General features: G+C 31.7%; 18 protein-coding genes. 11 read left to right on the top strand and 7 right to left on the bottom strand.

The genetic code is table 11. The features are described from left to right. Positions 1-35: 35 nt before the first annotated feature. From ACEN92_RS12800 to xrtF, 3 genes are read right to left on the bottom strand one after another with little or no spacing between them, the layout of a single operon-like run. Positions 36-434, bottom strand: a complete 399-nt coding sequence (locus ACEN92_RS12800) for an HYC_CC_PP family protein (RefSeq protein WP_495638753.1) — start codon at positions 432-434, stop codon at positions 36-38. A gap of 46 nt (positions 435-480) precedes the next feature. Next, entirely contained in the window at positions 481-927 is a 447-nt protein-coding gene (locus tag ACEN92_RS12805) for an exosortase F system-associated membrane protein (RefSeq protein ID WP_495638754.1), read from the bottom strand. Continuing rightward, a complete protein-coding gene (gene xrtF / locus ACEN92_RS12810; RefSeq protein WP_495638755.1) occupies positions 917-1,453 on the bottom strand; it encodes an exosortase family protein XrtF in 537 nt (178 codons plus the stop codon). The genes ACEN92_RS12805 and xrtF overlap by 11 nt, the downstream gene beginning before the upstream one ends. Positions 1,454-1,524: 71 nt before the next feature. On the opposite strand from xrtF, the gene ACEN92_RS12815 reads away from it, so the two are divergent. The 6 genes from ACEN92_RS12815 (at position 1,525) to rpe (ending at position 7,560) form a co-directional block, all read left to right on the top strand. Then, positions 1,525-1,980, top strand: coding sequence for a GAF domain-containing protein (locus ACEN92_RS12815; protein ID WP_495638756.1), 456 nt, complete (start codon positions 1,525-1,527; stop codon positions 1,978-1,980). Positions 1,981-2,077: 97 nt separating this feature from the next. Next, positions 2,078-2,677 (top strand): toxin-antitoxin system YwqK family antitoxin, encoded by a 600-nt coding sequence (locus tag ACEN92_RS12820; RefSeq protein WP_495638757.1) that lies wholly within the window; start codon positions 2,078-2,080, stop codon positions 2,675-2,677. A gap of 282 nt (positions 2,678-2,959) precedes the next feature. Then, the gene (gene rpsO / locus ACEN92_RS12825) at positions 2,960-3,226 is read left to right on the top strand and encodes a 30S ribosomal protein S15 (protein ID WP_042566099.1); all 267 of its coding nucleotides are present in this window, start codon (positions 2,960-2,962) and stop codon (positions 3,224-3,226) included. A 161-nt stretch (positions 3,227-3,387) separates the two neighbouring features. After that, the gene (locus ACEN92_RS12830; RefSeq protein ID WP_495638758.1) at positions 3,388-5,523 is read left to right on the top strand and encodes a polyribonucleotide nucleotidyltransferase; all 2,136 of its coding nucleotides are present in this window, start codon (positions 3,388-3,390) and stop codon (positions 5,521-5,523) included. A gap of 176 nt (positions 5,524-5,699) precedes the next feature. Next, positions 5,700-6,563: a sigma-70 family RNA polymerase sigma factor gene (locus ACEN92_RS12835; RefSeq protein ID WP_007804760.1), complete on the top strand. Its 864-nt coding sequence runs from the start codon at positions 5,700-5,702 to the stop codon at positions 6,561-6,563. A gap of 334 nt (positions 6,564-6,897) precedes the next feature. Continuing rightward, a complete protein-coding gene (gene rpe / locus ACEN92_RS12840) occupies positions 6,898-7,560 on the top strand; it encodes a ribulose-phosphate 3-epimerase (protein ID WP_495638759.1) in 663 nt (220 codons plus the stop codon). On the opposite strand, the gene ACEN92_RS12845 is transcribed toward rpe, so the two are convergent. Continuing rightward, positions 7,537-8,319, bottom strand: a complete 783-nt coding sequence (locus tag ACEN92_RS12845; protein WP_495638760.1) for a DNA/RNA non-specific endonuclease — start codon at positions 8,317-8,319, stop codon at positions 7,537-7,539. The genes rpe and ACEN92_RS12845 overlap by 24 nt on opposite strands. Positions 8,320-8,393: 74 nt before the next feature. After that, the gene (locus ACEN92_RS12850) at positions 8,394-10,577 is read right to left on the bottom strand and encodes a carboxy terminal-processing peptidase (RefSeq protein WP_495638761.1); all 2,184 of its coding nucleotides are present in this window, start codon (positions 10,575-10,577) and stop codon (positions 8,394-8,396) included. Positions 10,578-10,780: 203 nt separating this feature from the next. Between ACEN92_RS12850 and surE the strand changes: the two genes are divergently transcribed. From surE to ACEN92_RS12875, 5 genes are all read left to right on the top strand, one after another. Then, a complete protein-coding gene (gene surE / locus ACEN92_RS12855) occupies positions 10,781-11,554 on the top strand; it encodes a 5'/3'-nucleotidase SurE (RefSeq protein ID WP_495638762.1) in 774 nt (257 codons plus the stop codon). Further along, on the top strand, positions 11,551-11,823 hold the full coding sequence (locus ACEN92_RS12860; protein WP_007804739.1) for a hypothetical protein: 273 nt from the start codon (positions 11,551-11,553) through the stop codon (positions 11,821-11,823). The genes surE and ACEN92_RS12860 overlap by 4 nt, the downstream gene beginning before the upstream one ends. Positions 11,824-11,956: 133 nt before the next feature. Next, entirely contained in the window at positions 11,957-13,072 is a 1,116-nt protein-coding gene (lpxB, locus tag ACEN92_RS12865; protein WP_495638763.1) for a lipid-A-disaccharide synthase, read from the top strand. A gap of 10 nt (positions 13,073-13,082) precedes the next feature. Continuing rightward, a complete protein-coding gene (locus tag ACEN92_RS12870; protein ID WP_495638764.1) occupies positions 13,083-13,568 on the top strand; it encodes a C40 family peptidase in 486 nt (161 codons plus the stop codon). Between the two features lie 47 nt (positions 13,569-13,615). Beyond that, the gene (locus ACEN92_RS12875) at positions 13,616-15,643 is read left to right on the top strand and encodes a ComEC/Rec2 family competence protein (protein WP_495638765.1); all 2,028 of its coding nucleotides are present in this window, start codon (positions 13,616-13,618) and stop codon (positions 15,641-15,643) included. 3 nt (positions 15,644-15,646) lie between these two features. Here ACEN92_RS12875 and ACEN92_RS12880 read toward each other — a convergent pair whose 3' ends face one another. After that, positions 15,647-16,099, bottom strand: coding sequence for a thioredoxin family protein (locus ACEN92_RS12880; RefSeq protein ID WP_495638766.1), 453 nt, complete (start codon positions 16,097-16,099; stop codon positions 15,647-15,649). A 220-nt stretch (positions 16,100-16,319) separates the two neighbouring features. Beyond that, positions 16,320-16,814, bottom strand: coding sequence for a thioredoxin family protein (locus ACEN92_RS12885; protein ID WP_495638767.1), 495 nt, complete (start codon positions 16,812-16,814; stop codon positions 16,320-16,322). Positions 16,815-16,825: the final 11 nt, after the last annotated feature.

Genomic DNA, 16,825 nt, shown 5'->3' on the forward strand with positions numbered 1-16,825 from the left:
ATAATTTAATTATAGCTTGATTCTAAATATTAAAATCAGGAGTAAAAAATATATTGATTGTATAACTTAAATAATGGGGGCGCATTCGCATCAGAACAATACGAAATAATTTGATTGCTTTTGAAATTCGGAATTCCAAGAAAAGCAATTGGTTTAAATTCCTGAATTACTGCGTGGAAAGGAATTTGAAAAAAGAATATCTTTAAGGTAACATCATCAGATTTTTTCCCAAAATGAACTACTTTGTCTTTGCAACAAGATGATTTTTTTTCAGATATACCGCAACATTTTTTTTCATGAGAAACTGAAGCTGTTGCATTTAAAGATACTGATGCAATTTTTCCTCCACAATAATGCACATCAAAAACAAACCCAATGTTGGAAACCAACAACAGGAACGCTAAAAATAATCCAGTGCATTTTTTTAAATTCATACTGCAAAATTATCTAAAAAAGCTTCAAAAAACATGTAATAAAAAGTTATTTTTTTTGATTTTGCTGCTGATAATAAAAAGCCGGGATAAATAATAAGACAAATATGGGTTGAATTATAAATCTTCGAACATAAAAAAGAAACCAGCTCCCGTCAGAATAACATTTAAAGGTTAAAAAAAATATTCCGAAAAGTATCACTAAAAAAAACAGATACATGAGTACCGTAAATTTAACAATTTCAGCATCCTTAAATAAAGTATAAATAAGGGCTACTGATAAAATTCCATTTAAAACATACCGAAATAAAAGCCCTCCAAAAAGTTTAAAAGAATCAACCTCCGGAAAAGGTAAACTTTTAAAATCCGAATCAAAATAAATCAAAAAAGGGTCATAAAACAGTTCCTTTTCAAAAGCCCTCACACCTCCTAGGCAGATTACAATAAATACTGCAATTATAATTCTGAATTTATGCTCTCTGATTTTATTTAGCATATTTAGAAAATTTATTTACCCATATAACCCATAAGATAAAGACCAGTCCATAAATAATTAAAGGAAAAAGAACTCCATGCAAAATATGTTCTTTTTCAGGATAACGAAATAATAAAACTGTCAATAAGGCAATTCTAATCACGTTTATAAGATAAATAAAAAGAACTCCTGACAAAATAAAAAGCAATGTGGTTTTAAATTTTCCTGAAAAAGCAATCACAAAAGAAATAAATAAAATAATGATGCTTATAGCATTGCAGCCTTCAACGATTCTCAAAATGAAATATTTATTATACCAAACTTCCAAATATGGGCCTGATAAACTTTTCTGAATTAAGATATCACGATTAAACATACGCATTAAGCAATCAACATTCCAGCCAACGATATTTGTTATGCCATCAATATCATTCGCAGCAAAACTGTTTAAATAGAACTTATAAACTACTGTCAGCAAAATATAGGCAACGAAAAAAGTACCTATAAAAATAAGGAATGGCTTAAATTGTACTAAATATTTTTTCAAGAGATTTTTTTTTCAAATTTATGTATTTTTTGAGTTTAGCTTTAAATACTTTTACATAAAATTTTCATATTATGACATTTCAGGAATTACAACCAAAAATAAGCACTATTGTAGCTGATACAAATAACAACAGAGATGAAAAGCTGTTGGCTATTTGCCGATTATTGAACGAAAATGTACAATATTACAACTGGGTAGGCTTCTATTTTGCCAATCATGAGAACAAAACTTTACATTTGGGTCCATATATAGGTGCCGAAACAGACCATACTGTAATTCCTTTTGGAAAAGGGATTTGCGGTCAGGTTGCAGAAAGTAATGCGAATTTTGTAGTTCCTGATGTTGCTGCCCAGGATAATTATATTGCATGCAGTTTTACAGTAAAGTCAGAAATTGTAGTCCCTTTATTTGTTAACGGGAAAAACATTGGTCAGATTGATATTGACAGTCACGTTATAGATCCCTTCACAGAAGCTGACGAGCGATTTTTAGAATTTGTAAATCAAGAGGTTGCTAAATTATTCTAAAAGCCCTATTTTTATAATAAAAATAGATAAGATGAAAAAAAGCATCTTCATAATATTTCTCTTTCTAATTTCAGCTAATCTATTTGCACAAATTAACATGGTCTCGAAAAAAATTTTTCTTGATTCGTTAAATCGTGAAGCAAAACCCGAAAACTATAGCTACACACGAATAATTACCAACTATTCTCAAAAAAGCGTCAGATATGTTGTTACTGATTTTTACAAAAACGGAAGAAAGAAAATGACAGGTACAACCTTAGACAGAGATGTTTTGAAAAGAGACGGGGAATTTATTTACTATTATAAAAACGGATCAAAGGAATCTGTTGTTAATTATTCTGAAGATCATAAAGTGGGCAAAGAATTAAATTGGTACGAAAACCAAACTAAAAAATTTGAGAAACAGAATTTCTGGGATCCGAAAACAAAAAAATCTCAAACATTAATTCTTAATTTTTGGGATGAAAATAAAAATCAAACTGTAGCTAACGGAAATGGAGAATATGAAGACAAGGACAAATCCGTAACAGAAAAAGGAGTTATTAAAAATGGTTTGAAGCAAGGTATCTGGCGAGGAAATGATACTGCACGCAAAATTACATTTACCAATAATTATGATCAGGGAAATCTGGTTTCAGGAGTAAGTATAGACGAAAACAATGTAAAGAGTTCTTATACTTCTTTAAATAAAAAATAAGCTTATAAAAACTTTCAGAGATAACTCTTCCTTGTTAATTGACAGTTACGTAATAAATCCGTTTATGGGAATTAACGATTTAGAATTTGTAAATCAAGAGGTTACTAAAGAGTTCTAAAAAACCAGTCTCAAAAAGATTAAAAAAGGAATATTTTAAAGCTAAATTGTCTAATCGATAAAATTTTCAATCTTTATATTTATTTTTTCCAAAAAAAGATGTATTTTTGCACCCGTCTTACAAAAGATGTATGACATACATAAAAATCATTAAATAATATTGGAATGTATTTAACTAAAGAAAAGAAAGAAGAGATTTTCGCACAACACGGTGGTGCAACAAACACTGGAAGCGCAGAAGGTCAGATTGCATTGTTCACTTACAGAATTTCACACTTAACTGAGCACTTGAAAAAAAATCGTCACGATTACAACACTGAGCGTTCACTTGTACTGTTAGTAGGTAAAAGAAGATCTTTGTTGGATTACTTGAAAAAGAAAGAGATCAACAGATATCGTGAGATTATCAAAGTATTGAATATCAGAAAATAATCAATATAAAAAAGAGGTGCGAGAGTGCCTCTTTTTGTTTTTACATTACAAGCATTTTACACTAAAAAAAGTTTGGTTTTTCATTGGGTTTTAGAACAACAACTACACACAACAACTACAACACAACTAAAACCCATTTATAACCAAAAAGGAAAAAATTTATGATTCCACAATTATTTGTAGAAAAAATCGATTTAGGTGATGGCAGAAGCATCACAATCGAGACAGGACGTTTAGCCAAACAAGCTGATGGTTCTGTAGTAGTAAGAATTGGAAAAACTGTTATTTTAGGTACAGTTGTTTCCGCAAGAAAAGCAAGTCCGGGTATCGATTTTTTACCATTAACGGTAGACTATCGTGAAAAATTTGCAGCAGCAGGTCGTTTTCCTGGAGGTTTCTTCAAAAGAGAAGCGCGTCCAAGTGATAGCGAAGTATTAACAATGAGATTAGTTGACCGTGTATTGCGTCCGCTTTTCCCAAGTGATTATCATGCAGAAGTTCAGGTTATGATTCAGTTAATGTCTCATGATGATGAAGTTATGCCGGATGCATTGGCAGGGTTAGCAGCTTCGGCAGCACTTGCTTTGTCTGACATTCCTTTTGAAACTTTAATTTCTGAAGCCAGAGTAGGAAGAATTGACGGTAAATTTATCATCAATCCATCTCGTGCTCAATTAGAATTGTCTGATATCGACATGATGATTGGAGCTTCAACAGATTCTATCGCTATGGTAGAAGGAGAAATGAAAGAAATTTCAGAAGCTGAAATGTTAGAAGCAATTAAATTCGCTCACGAACATATTAAAGTACAAATTGCTGCCCAGGAAAGATTGGCAGCTGCTTTTGGAAAAAAAGAAGTTCGCACTTATGAAACTGAAAAAACAGACGATGCTATTTACGCAAAAGTAAAAGCAGCAGCTTATGATAAAATTTACGCTATTGCAAGTAAAGGTTCGGCTAAACACGAACGTTCAGCTGCATTTGATGCTGTAAAAGAAGAAGTAAAAGCATTGTTTACAGAAGAAGAATTGGCAGAAAATGGAGATTTAGTTGGTAAATACTTCTACAAAACCAATAAAGAAGCTGTTCGTAATGTAACTTTAGATTTAGGAACTCGTCTTGACGGAAGAAAAACTACAGAAATCAGACCAATCTGGTGTGAAGTAGATTATTTACCATCTGTTCACGGTTCGGCATTGTTTACACGTGGAGAAACTCAAGCTTTGGCAACAGCAACTTTAGGAACTTCCAGAGAAGCAAACCAAATTGATTCACCATCTGAACAAGGAGAAGAAAAATTCTATTTACACTATAACTTTCCTCCATTTTCTACAGGAGAAGCCCGTCCTTTAAGAGGAACTTCAAGAAGAGAAGTTGGACACGGAAACTTAGCACAAAGAGCATTAAAAAATATGATTCCTGCTGAAAATCCATACACTATCAGAGTAGTTTCTGAAGTATTGGAATCAAACGGATCATCTTCTATGGCTACAGTTTGTGCAGGAACATTAGCCTTAATGGATGCCGGTATTCAAATGATTCGCCCGGTTTCCGGAATTGCAATGGGATTAATTACTGATGGTGATCGTTTTGCGGTTTTATCTGATATTTTAGGTGATGAAGATCATTTAGGAGATATGGATTTCAAGGTAACGGGAACTTCAGAAGGCATTACAGCTTGTCAAATGGACATCAAAATTGACGGGTTGAAATACGAAATCATGGAGCAGGCTTTAGCTCAGGCTCGTGATGGACGTTTGCATATTTTAGGAAAATTACTTGAAACTCTTGCAAAACCAAATGCAGATGTAAAAGCACATTCTCCAAAAATCATCACCAGAACCATTCCTGGCAACTTTATTGGAGCGTTGATTGGACCTGGTGGAAAAGTAATTCAGGAATTACAAAAAGCTACAGGAACTACTATCGTTATTAACGAAGTAAATGAAGAAGGGGTTATCGAAATCTTAGGTACAGATCCAGCAGGAATTGAAGCGGTACTGGCAAAAATCCAATCTATCACTTTCAAGCCTCAAATGGGAGAAGCTTACGAAGTTAAAGTAATTAAAATGCTTGATTTTGGAGCTGTAGTAGAATATACTGCTGCACCAGGAAATGAAGTATTGCTTCACGTATCTGAGCTAGCTTGGGAACGTACTGAAAACGTTACTGATGTTGTTAATATGGGTGATGTATTCCAGGTTAAATATCTTGGTTTGGATCCAAAAACAAGAAAAGAAAAAGTATCAAGAAAAGCACTTCTTCCAAGACCTCCGCGTGAGGAGAAAAAAGAGTAATCAGATCTTAGTTTACTAAAGGTTTATTCATAGAGAACCCCAATTCAATTAAATGAATTGGGGTTTTTCGTTTTAAAAAAACAAATAAATTAAAATTATTTTCACTTATTTGTAACTTTTTCGATACTCTTTACGTATAACCATTTGTACACTTTAAAAAATAGGCAGACAAAAACATGAGACAACTTAAAATCACCAAGCAGGTAACTAATCGTGAAACTGCATCGTTAGACAAATATCTACAAGAAATTGGAAAAGTTGACCTAATTACCGCTGATGAAGAGGTAGAATTAGCACAAAGAATAAAGGCCGGTGATCAAAGAGCTTTAGAAAAACTTACAAAAGCCAACCTACGTTTCGTAGTATCAGTGGCTAAACAATATCAAAATCAAGGATTAACTCTTCCCGATTTAATTAATGAAGGAAACTTAGGTTTAATCAAAGCAGCACAGCGTTTTGATGAGACTCGTGGTTTCAAATTCATTTCTTATGCTGTATGGTGGATTCGCCAATCGATTCTTCAGGCTTTGGCTGAGCAATCACGTATTGTACGTTTACCATTAAACAAAATTGGTTCTATCAATAAAATCAACAAAATGTACGCTTTATTAGAACAATCTAACGAGCGTCCGCCTTCTGCTGAAGAAATTGCAAAAGAACTTGACATGACTGTAAATGACGTAAAAGAGTCTATGAAAAACTCTGGCCGTCACTTATCAATGGATGCACCTCTTGTTGAAGGTGAAGATTCTAACCTTTATGACGTATTACGTTCAGGAGAATCCCCAAACCCTGACAGAGAGTTAATTCACGAATCATTACGTACTGAAATTGAGCGTTCATTAGAAACATTAACTCCAAGAGAAGCTGATGTTGTTCGTTTGTATTTTGGTCTTGGCGATCAGCATCCAATGACATTAGAAGAAATTGGAGAGACTTTCGACTTAACCCGCGAACGTGTTCGTCAGATTAAAGAAAAAGCAATCCGCAGATTAAAACATACTTCAAGAAGCAAAATTCTTAAAACTTATTTAGGTTAATAAACCTTAAGGTTAGAAAGTTTTTAGAGTCTAAGGTCTTTTGGCTTTAAGACATTTGACTTTCAACTATATAGTAAACAACAGTTTGATTGACTGTTCGTTTTTTGATTGATGATTGAAACTCCGGCTGATTACCGGAGTTTTTTATTTATCTTATCAAACCTTTAAGATATTAAGATTCATCAAGAAAAACGTAATGAATTGAAAAGCAAGTAAATTAAGTATCTATAACTTAATTTTTCCTAATCTCTTAATGGTTCAAAAATGAAATCTAATTTCATTTTAAACAAACTAAAATCTACCTTTGCAAAAAAACAACACATAACTACGCACAATGAAGAATACACTTATAGCTCCTTCTGTTTTAGCAGCTGATTTTGCCAATTTACAACGAGATATCGAAATGATTAATAACAGTCAGGCTGATTGGTTTCATATTGACATTATGGACGGAGTTTTTGTTCCGAATATTTCTTTTGGAATGCCTGTTTTAGAAGCAATTTCAAAACATGCCAAAAAAACAATTGACGTGCATTTGATGATTGTTGATCCTGATCGATACATTAAAACTTTTGCTGATTTAGGCGCAAACATTTTAAGTGTACATTACGAAGCCTGCACACACTTACACAGAACTTTACAGGCCATCAAGGCTGAAGGAATGAAAGCAGGAGTAGCAATCAACCCTCACACAAATATTGATTTATTAGAAGACGTTATTAACGACATTGACCTGGTTTGTATCATGAGTGTAAATCCAGGCTTTGGGGGACAATCATTTATAGAAAACACTTACGACAAAGTTAAAAAACTAAAAGCTTTGATTACACGCAAAAATGCTTCGACACTTATTGAAATTGATGGTGGAGTTACCAATAAAAATGCAAAAAAACTGGTAGAAGCCGGAGCAGATGTTTTAGTAGCAGGAAGTTTTGTTTTTAAAGCCGAAAATCCGACAACAACAATTGCCGACTTAAAAATCCTTACTGCTTTCTAAGTTTTTTAAATTAGGAAAGAAGTCAATTCCAGTCATTTTTTCGACAGTTTCAACAGGAACTACAAAATCATAAATTGACTTGTTGCTGTTTTCATTCGGAACCAAAAAAGCAATTGCTTTATTTTCCTTTCCTGATTTAGCTAAAATGATTTTATAAAAATATTTAGGAACAGAAACTTCTTCTGTTCCTATTTTTTTATCCGAATCTTTCAAAACCCCGCCTGTCACAACATAAATATCATTATACTTCCCTGCCCAATAACGTGTTTTCTGTTCTAATCTATTCCAAATCCCACTATTGAAATCATGCTTTTGTGGCGAAATATTAGATGTATAAAAAGTGTCATTATAAGCTTTTTCATCAAACTCCATATCACCTGCAGGACAAAGATGCCCTTTATCATAACCTGACTTTTTGTAATTTTTCCAATCAGCAGAACCGGTTGTTACTTTTGGATCTTCAATAAAATAGGGCCTTTTAAAATCATTATTTTTTAAATACTCTTTTTTCAATTCATATGCTACCCATTCAGCCTGTTCATATTTTTCATTATATGAAAGTGTATAATAATCGTGTTTGATAATTTGATGTGTTGTAGAGGCCGGCAAATAATTTGTTGAAAATACAAATCCAGTTGTATTTTGTTGCTGCCCAACAAAAGTATTTGATTCCAGAATTATTTCTTTTTTTTCATTCTGCTCTTTTTTACATGAAAAAAGCATCAGACAGATCAAACCTAAAATGAAGTGATTTTTCATATTTTCAATAAAATTCAAAAAAAAAAAAACGTTCCAAAATTTTTGATTATGGAACGTTTAATATTATTGTTTAATTATGATTTTGCTAACTTATCCCTTTTCATTTTAGGAGCAAGAGCATTTTTTGAATTACCTTTAGTCTGCAGGTCATCTAAAACATTTAAAGCTTCTTCAACATATACATCTTTAGACAATGCCTGATGCCAAATTGAACGTTTTTCTTTTAAAGCTGCATCATTAGCCATTTCAACTTCTTCATAAGGCAAAGATTTAAAAACCAAATTATTTTTATAATCTGCAATTGGTTTGTATTTTTTTCCTTCGCTTTCTACTTGTTCCTGAGTTGTCTTAAAGTTTTTAATATTTAAGCTATAGGTGTTCTCTTTGCTTTTAACATCAATCCATTTTGCATTATCTTCAATTAATTTAAATTGAGGATTCCCTGCAATTCTTAATTTACTATTTGTCAATGCTTTAATGAAATTCTCATTAGAGTTCCATACATTATACTCTGCCGGATCTATTTTATCCCATGGCATTGCATTATCAATATCACGCTCTCCCATTTTTAAATAAGCATAACGATCAGGCATTACAATATCACTTTTAACGCCTTCTAACTGAGTAGAACCACCATTAATTCTATAAAATTTTTGGGCAGTAGCTTTCAGGGCTCCAAAGTCTCCAAATTCGCTATTACGAACAAACTGATTTAAATCAATAACTGTCTGTACTGTACCTTTACCATAAGTTTGTTTACTACCGATAATAACACCACGCTTATAATCCTGAATTGCTGCAGCTAAAATTTCTGAAGCTGATGCAGAAAAGCTATTCACCATTATTACCAGCGGCCCGTCCCATTCAATTTTTTTATCTTTATCATATAAAACCTCTTTCTTTTTTCCAGCTGATTTTACCTGAACAATTGGTCCTTCTTCAATAAACAGTCCTGCGATATCAACTACTGTAGAAAGTGAACCTCCTCCATCATCACGAACGTCAAGCACTATCCCGTTTATATTTTCTTTTTTAAGTCTTTCAACTTCTAAAGCAATATCTTTACCGGCATCTCTTCCGTCTTTATTTTCAAAATCGATATAAAATTTAGGTAAATAAATCACCCCATACTTTAGTCCGTTTTTCTCAACGATACTTGATTTTGCGTAAGTTTCTTCAATTTCGACAACATCTCTGATTATTGAGATAACTTTTATGCTTCCATCAACTTTTTTTACTGTAAGTTTAACCTCAGTACCTTTGTGTCCTTTGATTTTTTTAACAACATCGTCCAGACGCATCCCCACAACATCAACAGGCTCTTCATTTCCTTGTGCCACTTTCAATATTAAATCTCCTGCTTCCAATTCTTTTCCTTTCCATGCAGGACCTCCTGAAATCAATTCATCTATTTGGGTAAAATCATTTTTCTTAGTCAGACGAGCGCCAATTCCTTCTAATTTACCGCTAATGTTTACATCAAAACGATCTTTTTCTTCCGGAGCAAAATAGCTTGTATGCGGATCAAAACGAGCCATAATTGAATTTACATAAACAGAAAACCAATCTTGTTTATCCAAATCTTTTATTAAACTAAAATTATCATCTAATGATTTTTGCGAACTTTCACGCGTTTCTTTTTCTAAAGTCTCAAAAGATTTCATTTTATATGCCGGATCACTTTTCTTTTTATCTTCCTCTAACTTTTGTTTTGTTACAAGAGATGAAAGCGTTGACAGTTTGATTTGTTTTCTCCATCTTTCATTTATTTCAGCAGCATTTTTTGCATAAGGAATCTTATCGTAATCTGCATTAAAAGTCTCATCAATATTATAATTAAATGGTTGAGCTAAAAGAATTTTATATCTTTTTTTGCTTTCTTCCATACGCTTCATCAATCTCGTATAGGTAAGATTAAAGAACGTCAGATCTTTATTAATGAACTGGTCATCAAGCATTAACTCATATTGTTTAAACTCATCAATATCAGACTGCAGGAAAAAACGTTTAGAAGGATCTAGTGCATCAATATAATCCTTAAAAATCCCCTTTGAGAATGTATCATCGATAGGCGGAGGACTGTAATGCCCTTTTTCGATAACAAATGCCAGTAATTCTAAAAGCATTTTATCTTTATTAGGGTCTGGATCTATTGCTTTACCTGCATTTACTTTGAATGCAAATAAGGTTACAGACAAGCATAATACGGCTATGAGGATTTTATAATTTCGTTTCATAAATTTAATAATAGCATTCATCAATTTTTTAATCTAAGTTATGGTAAAAACCGAGCCAAAAAAGCCAAGTCTACTATAATTTTTTGTTAAAGATATGAAAATCTTTGAATCACTAAAAACTTAGATAATTTAGTTGACAAATTTTAATTTATTTGTTAGTATTCTAAGAAAATCTGTACCTACATTTGTTCTTAAAAATCTATATTCGCAATTAAATCCTATCTATGAAAAACCAAAAACCCTTAATATTAGTTACTAATGATGATGGTGTTTCTGCTCCCGGAATAAGAGCTTTAATAAATGTTATGGCAACTATTGGAGAAGTCATCGTTGTAGCTCCCGACAAACCTCAAAGTGCAATGGGTCATGCCATTACAATAAACAACACTTTATATTTAAATAAAATTTCGAAAGAAAACGATAGCATAACAGAATACAGTTGCTCCGGAACTCCTGTAGATTGTGTAAAATTAGCAGTCAATGAAATTTTGAAAAGGAAACCTGATTTATGTGTATCCGGAGTTAATCATGGTTCTAATTCTTCTATTAATGTGATTTATTCGGGAACCATGAGTGCTGCTGTAGAAGCCGGAATTGAAGGAATCCCAGCTATTGGTTTTTCATTATTAGATTACAATTGGGATGCAGATTTTGAACCTGTAAAATCTTTCATTAAAAAAATAGTTTTGGAAACCCTTGAAAAAAAATTACCGGAAGGAGTTATTTTGAATGTTAATTTTCCTAAATTGAAGAAAAAAGAAATCAAAGGCATTAAAATTTGTCGTCAGGCGAAAGCACTGTGGGTAGAAAAATTTGACAAAAGACAAACACCGTTTGGAAAGGATTATTATTGGCTTTCAGGAGAATTTGTTAATCAGGACAAAGGAGATGATACAGATGAATGGGCATTGGAGAATGGATATATTTCTGTGGTTCCCGTACAATTTGACTTAACAGCACATCACGCTATTCAACAATTAAACAGCTGGGATTTATGAATAAAAAAGACATTTTTTTAGGTTTTATAATTGGTATTTTCACTTCTTTACTTGGGAGTTATATGTTTATTACCTTCTTTACCAAATTTGATATTTCTTCCGGAATTCAAACTATAAAAGAAAACGGCTATTTAGGAAAAGTAATAACATTGGGTACAACTTTAGATCTTGCTGTTTTTGCTATTTTATTAAAAAAAGACAAAGAATATATGGCCAGCGGAATCATTCTGGCGGTCATTGTTTTAGCAATTTCGACTTTGCTAATTTAAATCTTATCTTTGTCTCGCAATTTTGATCTTTATCAAAGCAAAGGCAAATTCTCAAAACAATATATAAAATTATTATGATTTCTAATAGACAGTATATTGGAATTGTGATATCAAAAAGAAATATTAGCTACGTATGAAATATTACATTATTGCAGGTGAAGCTTCAGGTGATCTTCACGGGTCTAATTTAATGAAAGCCTTATACGAGGAAGATCCACAGGCGGAAATTCGTTTTTGGGGTGGTGATTTAATGCAAAAAACCGGAGGTACTTTAGTTAAGCATTATCGTGAATTGGCTTTCATGGGATTCATAGAAGTAGTTTTTAATTTAAAAACTATCTTAAATAATATCAAATTCTGCAAAAAAGACATTTTAGAATTCAGACCTGATGTTTTAATTTTTATTGATTATCCGGGATTTAATATGAGAATTGCTAAATGGGCAAAAGCATTACATTATAAAACACATTATTATATTTCACCCCAAATTTGGGCCTGGAAAGAAAATAGAATTACAGCAATCAAAAATGATGTTGATAAAATGTTTGTGATTTTGCCTTTCGAAAAAAGTTTTTACGAAGACAAACATCACTTTCCTGTCGAATTTGTAGGACATCCATTAATTGATGCTATTCATAATCAGCCTGTTTTTGATGGAACTGTTTTCAGAAAGGAGAATCAATTAAGCGAAAAACCGATTATAGCTGTTTTACCGGGAAGCCGTAAACAGGAAATCACCAAAATGCTAAGCGTAATGCTAAGCGTTGTAGACGATTTTAAAGAATATCAATTTGTAATTGCAGGTGCTCCAAGCCAGGATTTTGAATTTTATCAAAAGTTTATTTCGAATAAAAACATTCAGTTTATTTCAAATAAAACTTATGATTTACTTCGTTGTTCAACAGCTGCATTAGTAACATCAGGGACAGCAACATTAGAAACAGCACTTTTTAAAGTTCCGGAAGTAGTGTGTTATAAAGGAAGCTGGGCTTCATATCAAATTGCAAAACGTATTATTACATTAAAATACATTTCGCTTGTTAATTTAATTATGGATGAAGAGGTTGTAACTGAATTAATTCAAAATGAATGTAATACAAAGCGGATTAAAGAAGAATTACAAAAATTATTAGAACCGAATTACCGTCAAAAACTATTAAATAATTACGATATTTTAGAACAAAAATTAGGTGGTGCCGGCGCCAGTAAAAAAACAGCAAAACTTATTGTTGCCAATTTAAAACAATAATAGATTCGTTTTGAAAAAAATACTTCTCTTTATATCATTCTCCATTCTTTTAGCATTCTGCAAATCGGGATCATCAACTGTGAGTAAAAGAGAAGTAAGACGAGAAACTAAATATGTTATAGGTAATTTGATTAAAAGGGCCACTGATAATATTGGTGCTCCTTATAAAGCTGCGGGCACAACCAAAAACGGATACGATTGTTCAGGATTAGTATATTCGACTTTTGAATCAGAAGGGATAAAATTGCCCAGAGCTTCTTATGAGCAATCAAAAATTGGAAGGCTTATCAAATTTGATGATGTCAGAAAAGGAGATTTAATTTTCTTTAAAACGAATAATAGTAAACAGATTAACCATGTTGGCCTTATCACGGAAATAAACCGTGAAGAAATAAAATTTATACACTCTTCAACTTCAAAAGGTGTGATTATTTCTTCTACAAAAGAAACGTATTATAAAAATTCGTTTGTTCAAATTAATCGTATTATTGAATAATTTTTATTAATTAGTTTTTTCTTACAAATTTTTAATACTTTTAGACAATGAAAGTATTAGATTTTCCTTTAACAAAAATTACAATTAGCCTCATAATCGGAATTATAATTTCCTATTATTTTCAACCGGAAATATTGATTGTTATCACAGCTTTGGCAGTTATCATATTTCTTTTTTTGATTACTTTTTTTTCACATAAAAAGAACAGAGTCCTTTTTGGTATACTTTCATGTTTCTTTTCATTTCTTATTGGCATTATAACCCTGTTATTTCATACTGAGTCTCTACAGAAAACCAATTATATACATTTTGAAAAAGCATTTGAAAAACCTCAATTTATAACCCTTACCCTGAGTGAAAAATTAAAAAGCAACGATTATAACGACAGGTATATTGCTTCCTTTAATCAAATCGGGGAAAAATCCTGTTCAGGAAAAATTATCATAAATATTCAAAAAGACAAAACTCTCAATTTGCTTATAATTGGAAATATCATTCGCTTAAAAACCATTTTACAACATAATAATTCTCCTAAAAATCCCAATCAATTTGATTACAGCCAATATTTAAAAGACAAACAAATTTATGCACAGATTTATGCGGTAAAATCAGAAATCAGCGTCAACAGAATAATAAAAAAAGACGTTTGGTATTATACGGCAAAATTACATTCCCGGATAATAAATAATCTTGAAAAAAGTCATTTTAGTCCAACTGAAATGAATGTGGCTTTAGCCCTTATTCTGGGACAAAGGCAAGAAATATCAACTGATATTATTCAGGATTATCAATTTTCAGGCGCAACGCATATACTTTCAGTTTCAGGGTTACACGTAGGTTTTATAATGTTGTTTATTGCATTTATTTTAAAACCAATTCCTAATACACGAAAAGGTTCTTTTATAAAATTAATTGTCATTTTAGGTTCACTAATCCTGTTCGCCATAATATCCGGATTATCTCCCTGTGTTTTACGTTCAGTTGTTATGTTTTCATTTTTGGCAATTGGAAATCATTTACGGAGAAATGGCAATATTTACCATACGCTATTAGTTTCTATGCTATTGATTTTGCTTTTCGAACCTTATTTCTTGTTTGATATTGGTTTTCAACTGAGTTATCTTGCCCTGTTCTCCATTCTTTGGTTACAACCAATATTAAAAAACATATGGAATCCAAAAAATAAAATTATTATTAATATCTGGAATGTTTTAACTGTTTCATTTGCAGCACAAATTGGTACTTTGCCACTATGTTTATATTATTTCCATCAATTCCCGGGACTCTTTTTTATAACTAATCTTATTATTATTCCTGTTTTATCTTTTATCATGATAGCCGGAATAATCGTAATGATTCTGGCAGCTTTTATCGCGCCTCCACTATTCTTAATTCAAATATTTGAAAAAAGCATTTATATTTTAAACAAACTAATCCATTTTGTAGCTTCCTTTGATTCATTCGTGATAAGAGAAATCAGTTTCAATAATTATTATTTATTTGGATTTTACTTATGGATCATTTTCACATTTATATGGCTGGAAAAGCCAAATTATTTAAAATTGACTGGTGTTTTGAGTACAACAATCATATTACAACTTTTCTTTATATATACAAAAAAAGAAATCCAGACCCAACAGGAAATGATTGTTTACAATATGAAGAAAAAAACGATTATCTCTGAAAGAAACGGAAAAGATATTAGTCTTTTTTGCAATGATGATCTTTTAAAAGAAACATCGAAAAACAGTATTTTAAACTCTTATTTGGTTGGTAATTTTAGTAATGTGAAGAAAAAAAACAAAATTAAAAACATTTTGTTTTTTAATAAAAAAAGAATATCAATTATAGATAGTACAGGAATTTATCTTAAAGATAAACAACCTGACATTTTACTTTTGATTGAATCTCCGAAAATTAATCTGGAGCGCATTATAAAAAATTTACATCCTAAAATAATTATTGCCGATGCATCTAATTCTTACTCCATTCAAAGATATTGGAAAATGACTTGTATAAAACAAAAAATCCCTTTTCATTCCACGAATGAAAAAGGATATTATAAATTAAATTAAAAGTTACTCTGTTGGATGTAAAATAGCTTCTGATTCAGAAATCCACACTTTAGCGCCACCAGGTTTGTAACCAATTTTACCAAGTGCCTGAAATGTAGTTTTATTTTTTCTGACTGAAGCACTTGCAAAACACACCTCTGGTAATTCCTGAACACCAAATGCATTTTTGAGTTTTATATTTTGTTCTTTATCCCCATCTGATGTATTAATATCAGATAAATCCAATTTAACCAAAATGACATTATCTCTTGACCAAACTGCAAAATCCGGCGTTTTAAAAACTTCATTTTGGAGATTATTCGGAGCGCTTGATGCGGTAAAAAAAATCAACATTGGTTTACTTTCTTCATTACTTGCAGCAATGGCAGCATCCATACTGGTCTTCCAAACTACATTTTGGGCTTGGAAAGAAATTGACCCTAAAAATAAAATTAGCAGAAGTAGTTTTTTAATCATATCATGTAAATTTGGTTAGTTAAGCAAAACGAAATTAACATTATATTTTAATTCTGCAAGATTTTTTAGCACTAAAATTACACAATGTGTTTTTTTATTTGCAATATTTTATTAAAATCAAATATTTTACAATCTAACTAAAAAATTAACAAATACTTTTCTTACTAAACAAAAAAACCCCACAATTTTCGTTGTGGGGTTTTCTTTATTTATTTGAAATTTACATTTTTTGAGATTTAATTATTCCGTCAGCAACTGCTAACCAGGCTGTTGGACCGCCCGCAACATAACCCGTCTGACCGAGACCTTTAAAATTTACTTTACCGTCTTTATTTTCCGCATTTGTAAAATATACCGTAGGGAATCCTTGTATAGCGAAAGCCTGCTGTAATTCGGCGTTTTGATTTTTCACTTCAGGTGTCTGAGCGGTTCTTCTTGGATAATCCAATTCTACTAAAATTACATTTTCAGTTGCCCACTTTTGAAACTCAGGCGTTTTTAAAACTTCATTTTGCAAACGGATACACCAACCGCACCAATCACTTCCTGTAAAAAACATTAGTAATGGTTTTTTTTCCTTATTACTAATAGCTATTGCTTCCTTTACATCAGTATGCCAATTTAATTGCTTCGCCTGCTCGCTTGCGCCCGAATCCTGAGCATTAACAGCAAATGAACTTATTATAAAAAATGCTGCTATAAATATTTTTTTCATATCATTAATTT

This window comes from Flavobacterium sp. Flavsp81, from assembly GCF_059491325.1.

Excerpts from the sequence above, each read along its gene's own strand:
- ACEN92_RS12830 (WP_495638758.1), top strand. The coding sequence starts at position 3,388 with ATGATTCCACAATTATTTGTAGAAAAAATCGATTTAGGTGATGGCAGA.
- ACEN92_RS12860 (WP_007804739.1), top strand. The coding sequence starts at position 11,551 with ATGAATAAAAAAGACATTTTTTTAGGTTTTATAATTGGTATTTTCACT.
- ACEN92_RS12875 (WP_495638765.1), top strand. The coding sequence starts at position 13,616 with ATGAAAGTATTAGATTTTCCTTTAACAAAAATTACAATTAGCCTCATA.
- ACEN92_RS12850 (WP_495638761.1), bottom strand. The coding sequence starts at position 10,577 with ATGAATGCTATTATTAAATTTATGAAACGAAATTATAAAATCCTCATA.
- ACEN92_RS12885 (WP_495638767.1), bottom strand. The coding sequence starts at position 16,814 with ATGAAAAAAATATTTATAGCAGCATTTTTTATAATAAGTTCATTTGCT.
- ACEN92_RS12835 (WP_007804760.1), top strand. The coding sequence starts at position 5,700 with ATGAGACAACTTAAAATCACCAAGCAGGTAACTAATCGTGAAACTGCA.
- rpe (WP_495638759.1), top strand. The coding sequence starts at position 6,898 with ATGAAGAATACACTTATAGCTCCTTCTGTTTTAGCAGCTGATTTTGCC.
- rpsO (WP_042566099.1), top strand. The coding sequence starts at position 2,960 with ATGTATTTAACTAAAGAAAAGAAAGAAGAGATTTTCGCACAACACGGT.
- ACEN92_RS12800 (WP_495638753.1), bottom strand. The coding sequence starts at position 434 with ATGAATTTAAAAAAATGCACTGGATTATTTTTAGCGTTCCTGTTGTTG.
- lpxB (WP_495638763.1), top strand. The coding sequence starts at position 11,957 with ATGAAATATTACATTATTGCAGGTGAAGCTTCAGGTGATCTTCACGGG.
- ACEN92_RS12805 (WP_495638754.1), bottom strand. The coding sequence starts at position 927 with ATGCTAAATAAAATCAGAGAGCATAAATTCAGAATTATAATTGCAGTA.
- surE (WP_495638762.1), top strand. The coding sequence starts at position 10,781 with ATGAAAAACCAAAAACCCTTAATATTAGTTACTAATGATGATGGTGTT.
- ACEN92_RS12820 (WP_495638757.1), top strand. The coding sequence starts at position 2,078 with ATGGTCTCGAAAAAAATTTTTCTTGATTCGTTAAATCGTGAAGCAAAA.
- ACEN92_RS12815 (WP_495638756.1), top strand. The coding sequence starts at position 1,525 with ATGACATTTCAGGAATTACAACCAAAAATAAGCACTATTGTAGCTGAT.
- ACEN92_RS12845 (WP_495638760.1), bottom strand. The coding sequence starts at position 8,319 with ATGAAAAATCACTTCATTTTAGGTTTGATCTGTCTGATGCTTTTTTCA.
- ACEN92_RS12880 (WP_495638766.1), bottom strand. The coding sequence starts at position 16,099 with ATGATTAAAAAACTACTTCTGCTAATTTTATTTTTAGGGTCAATTTCT.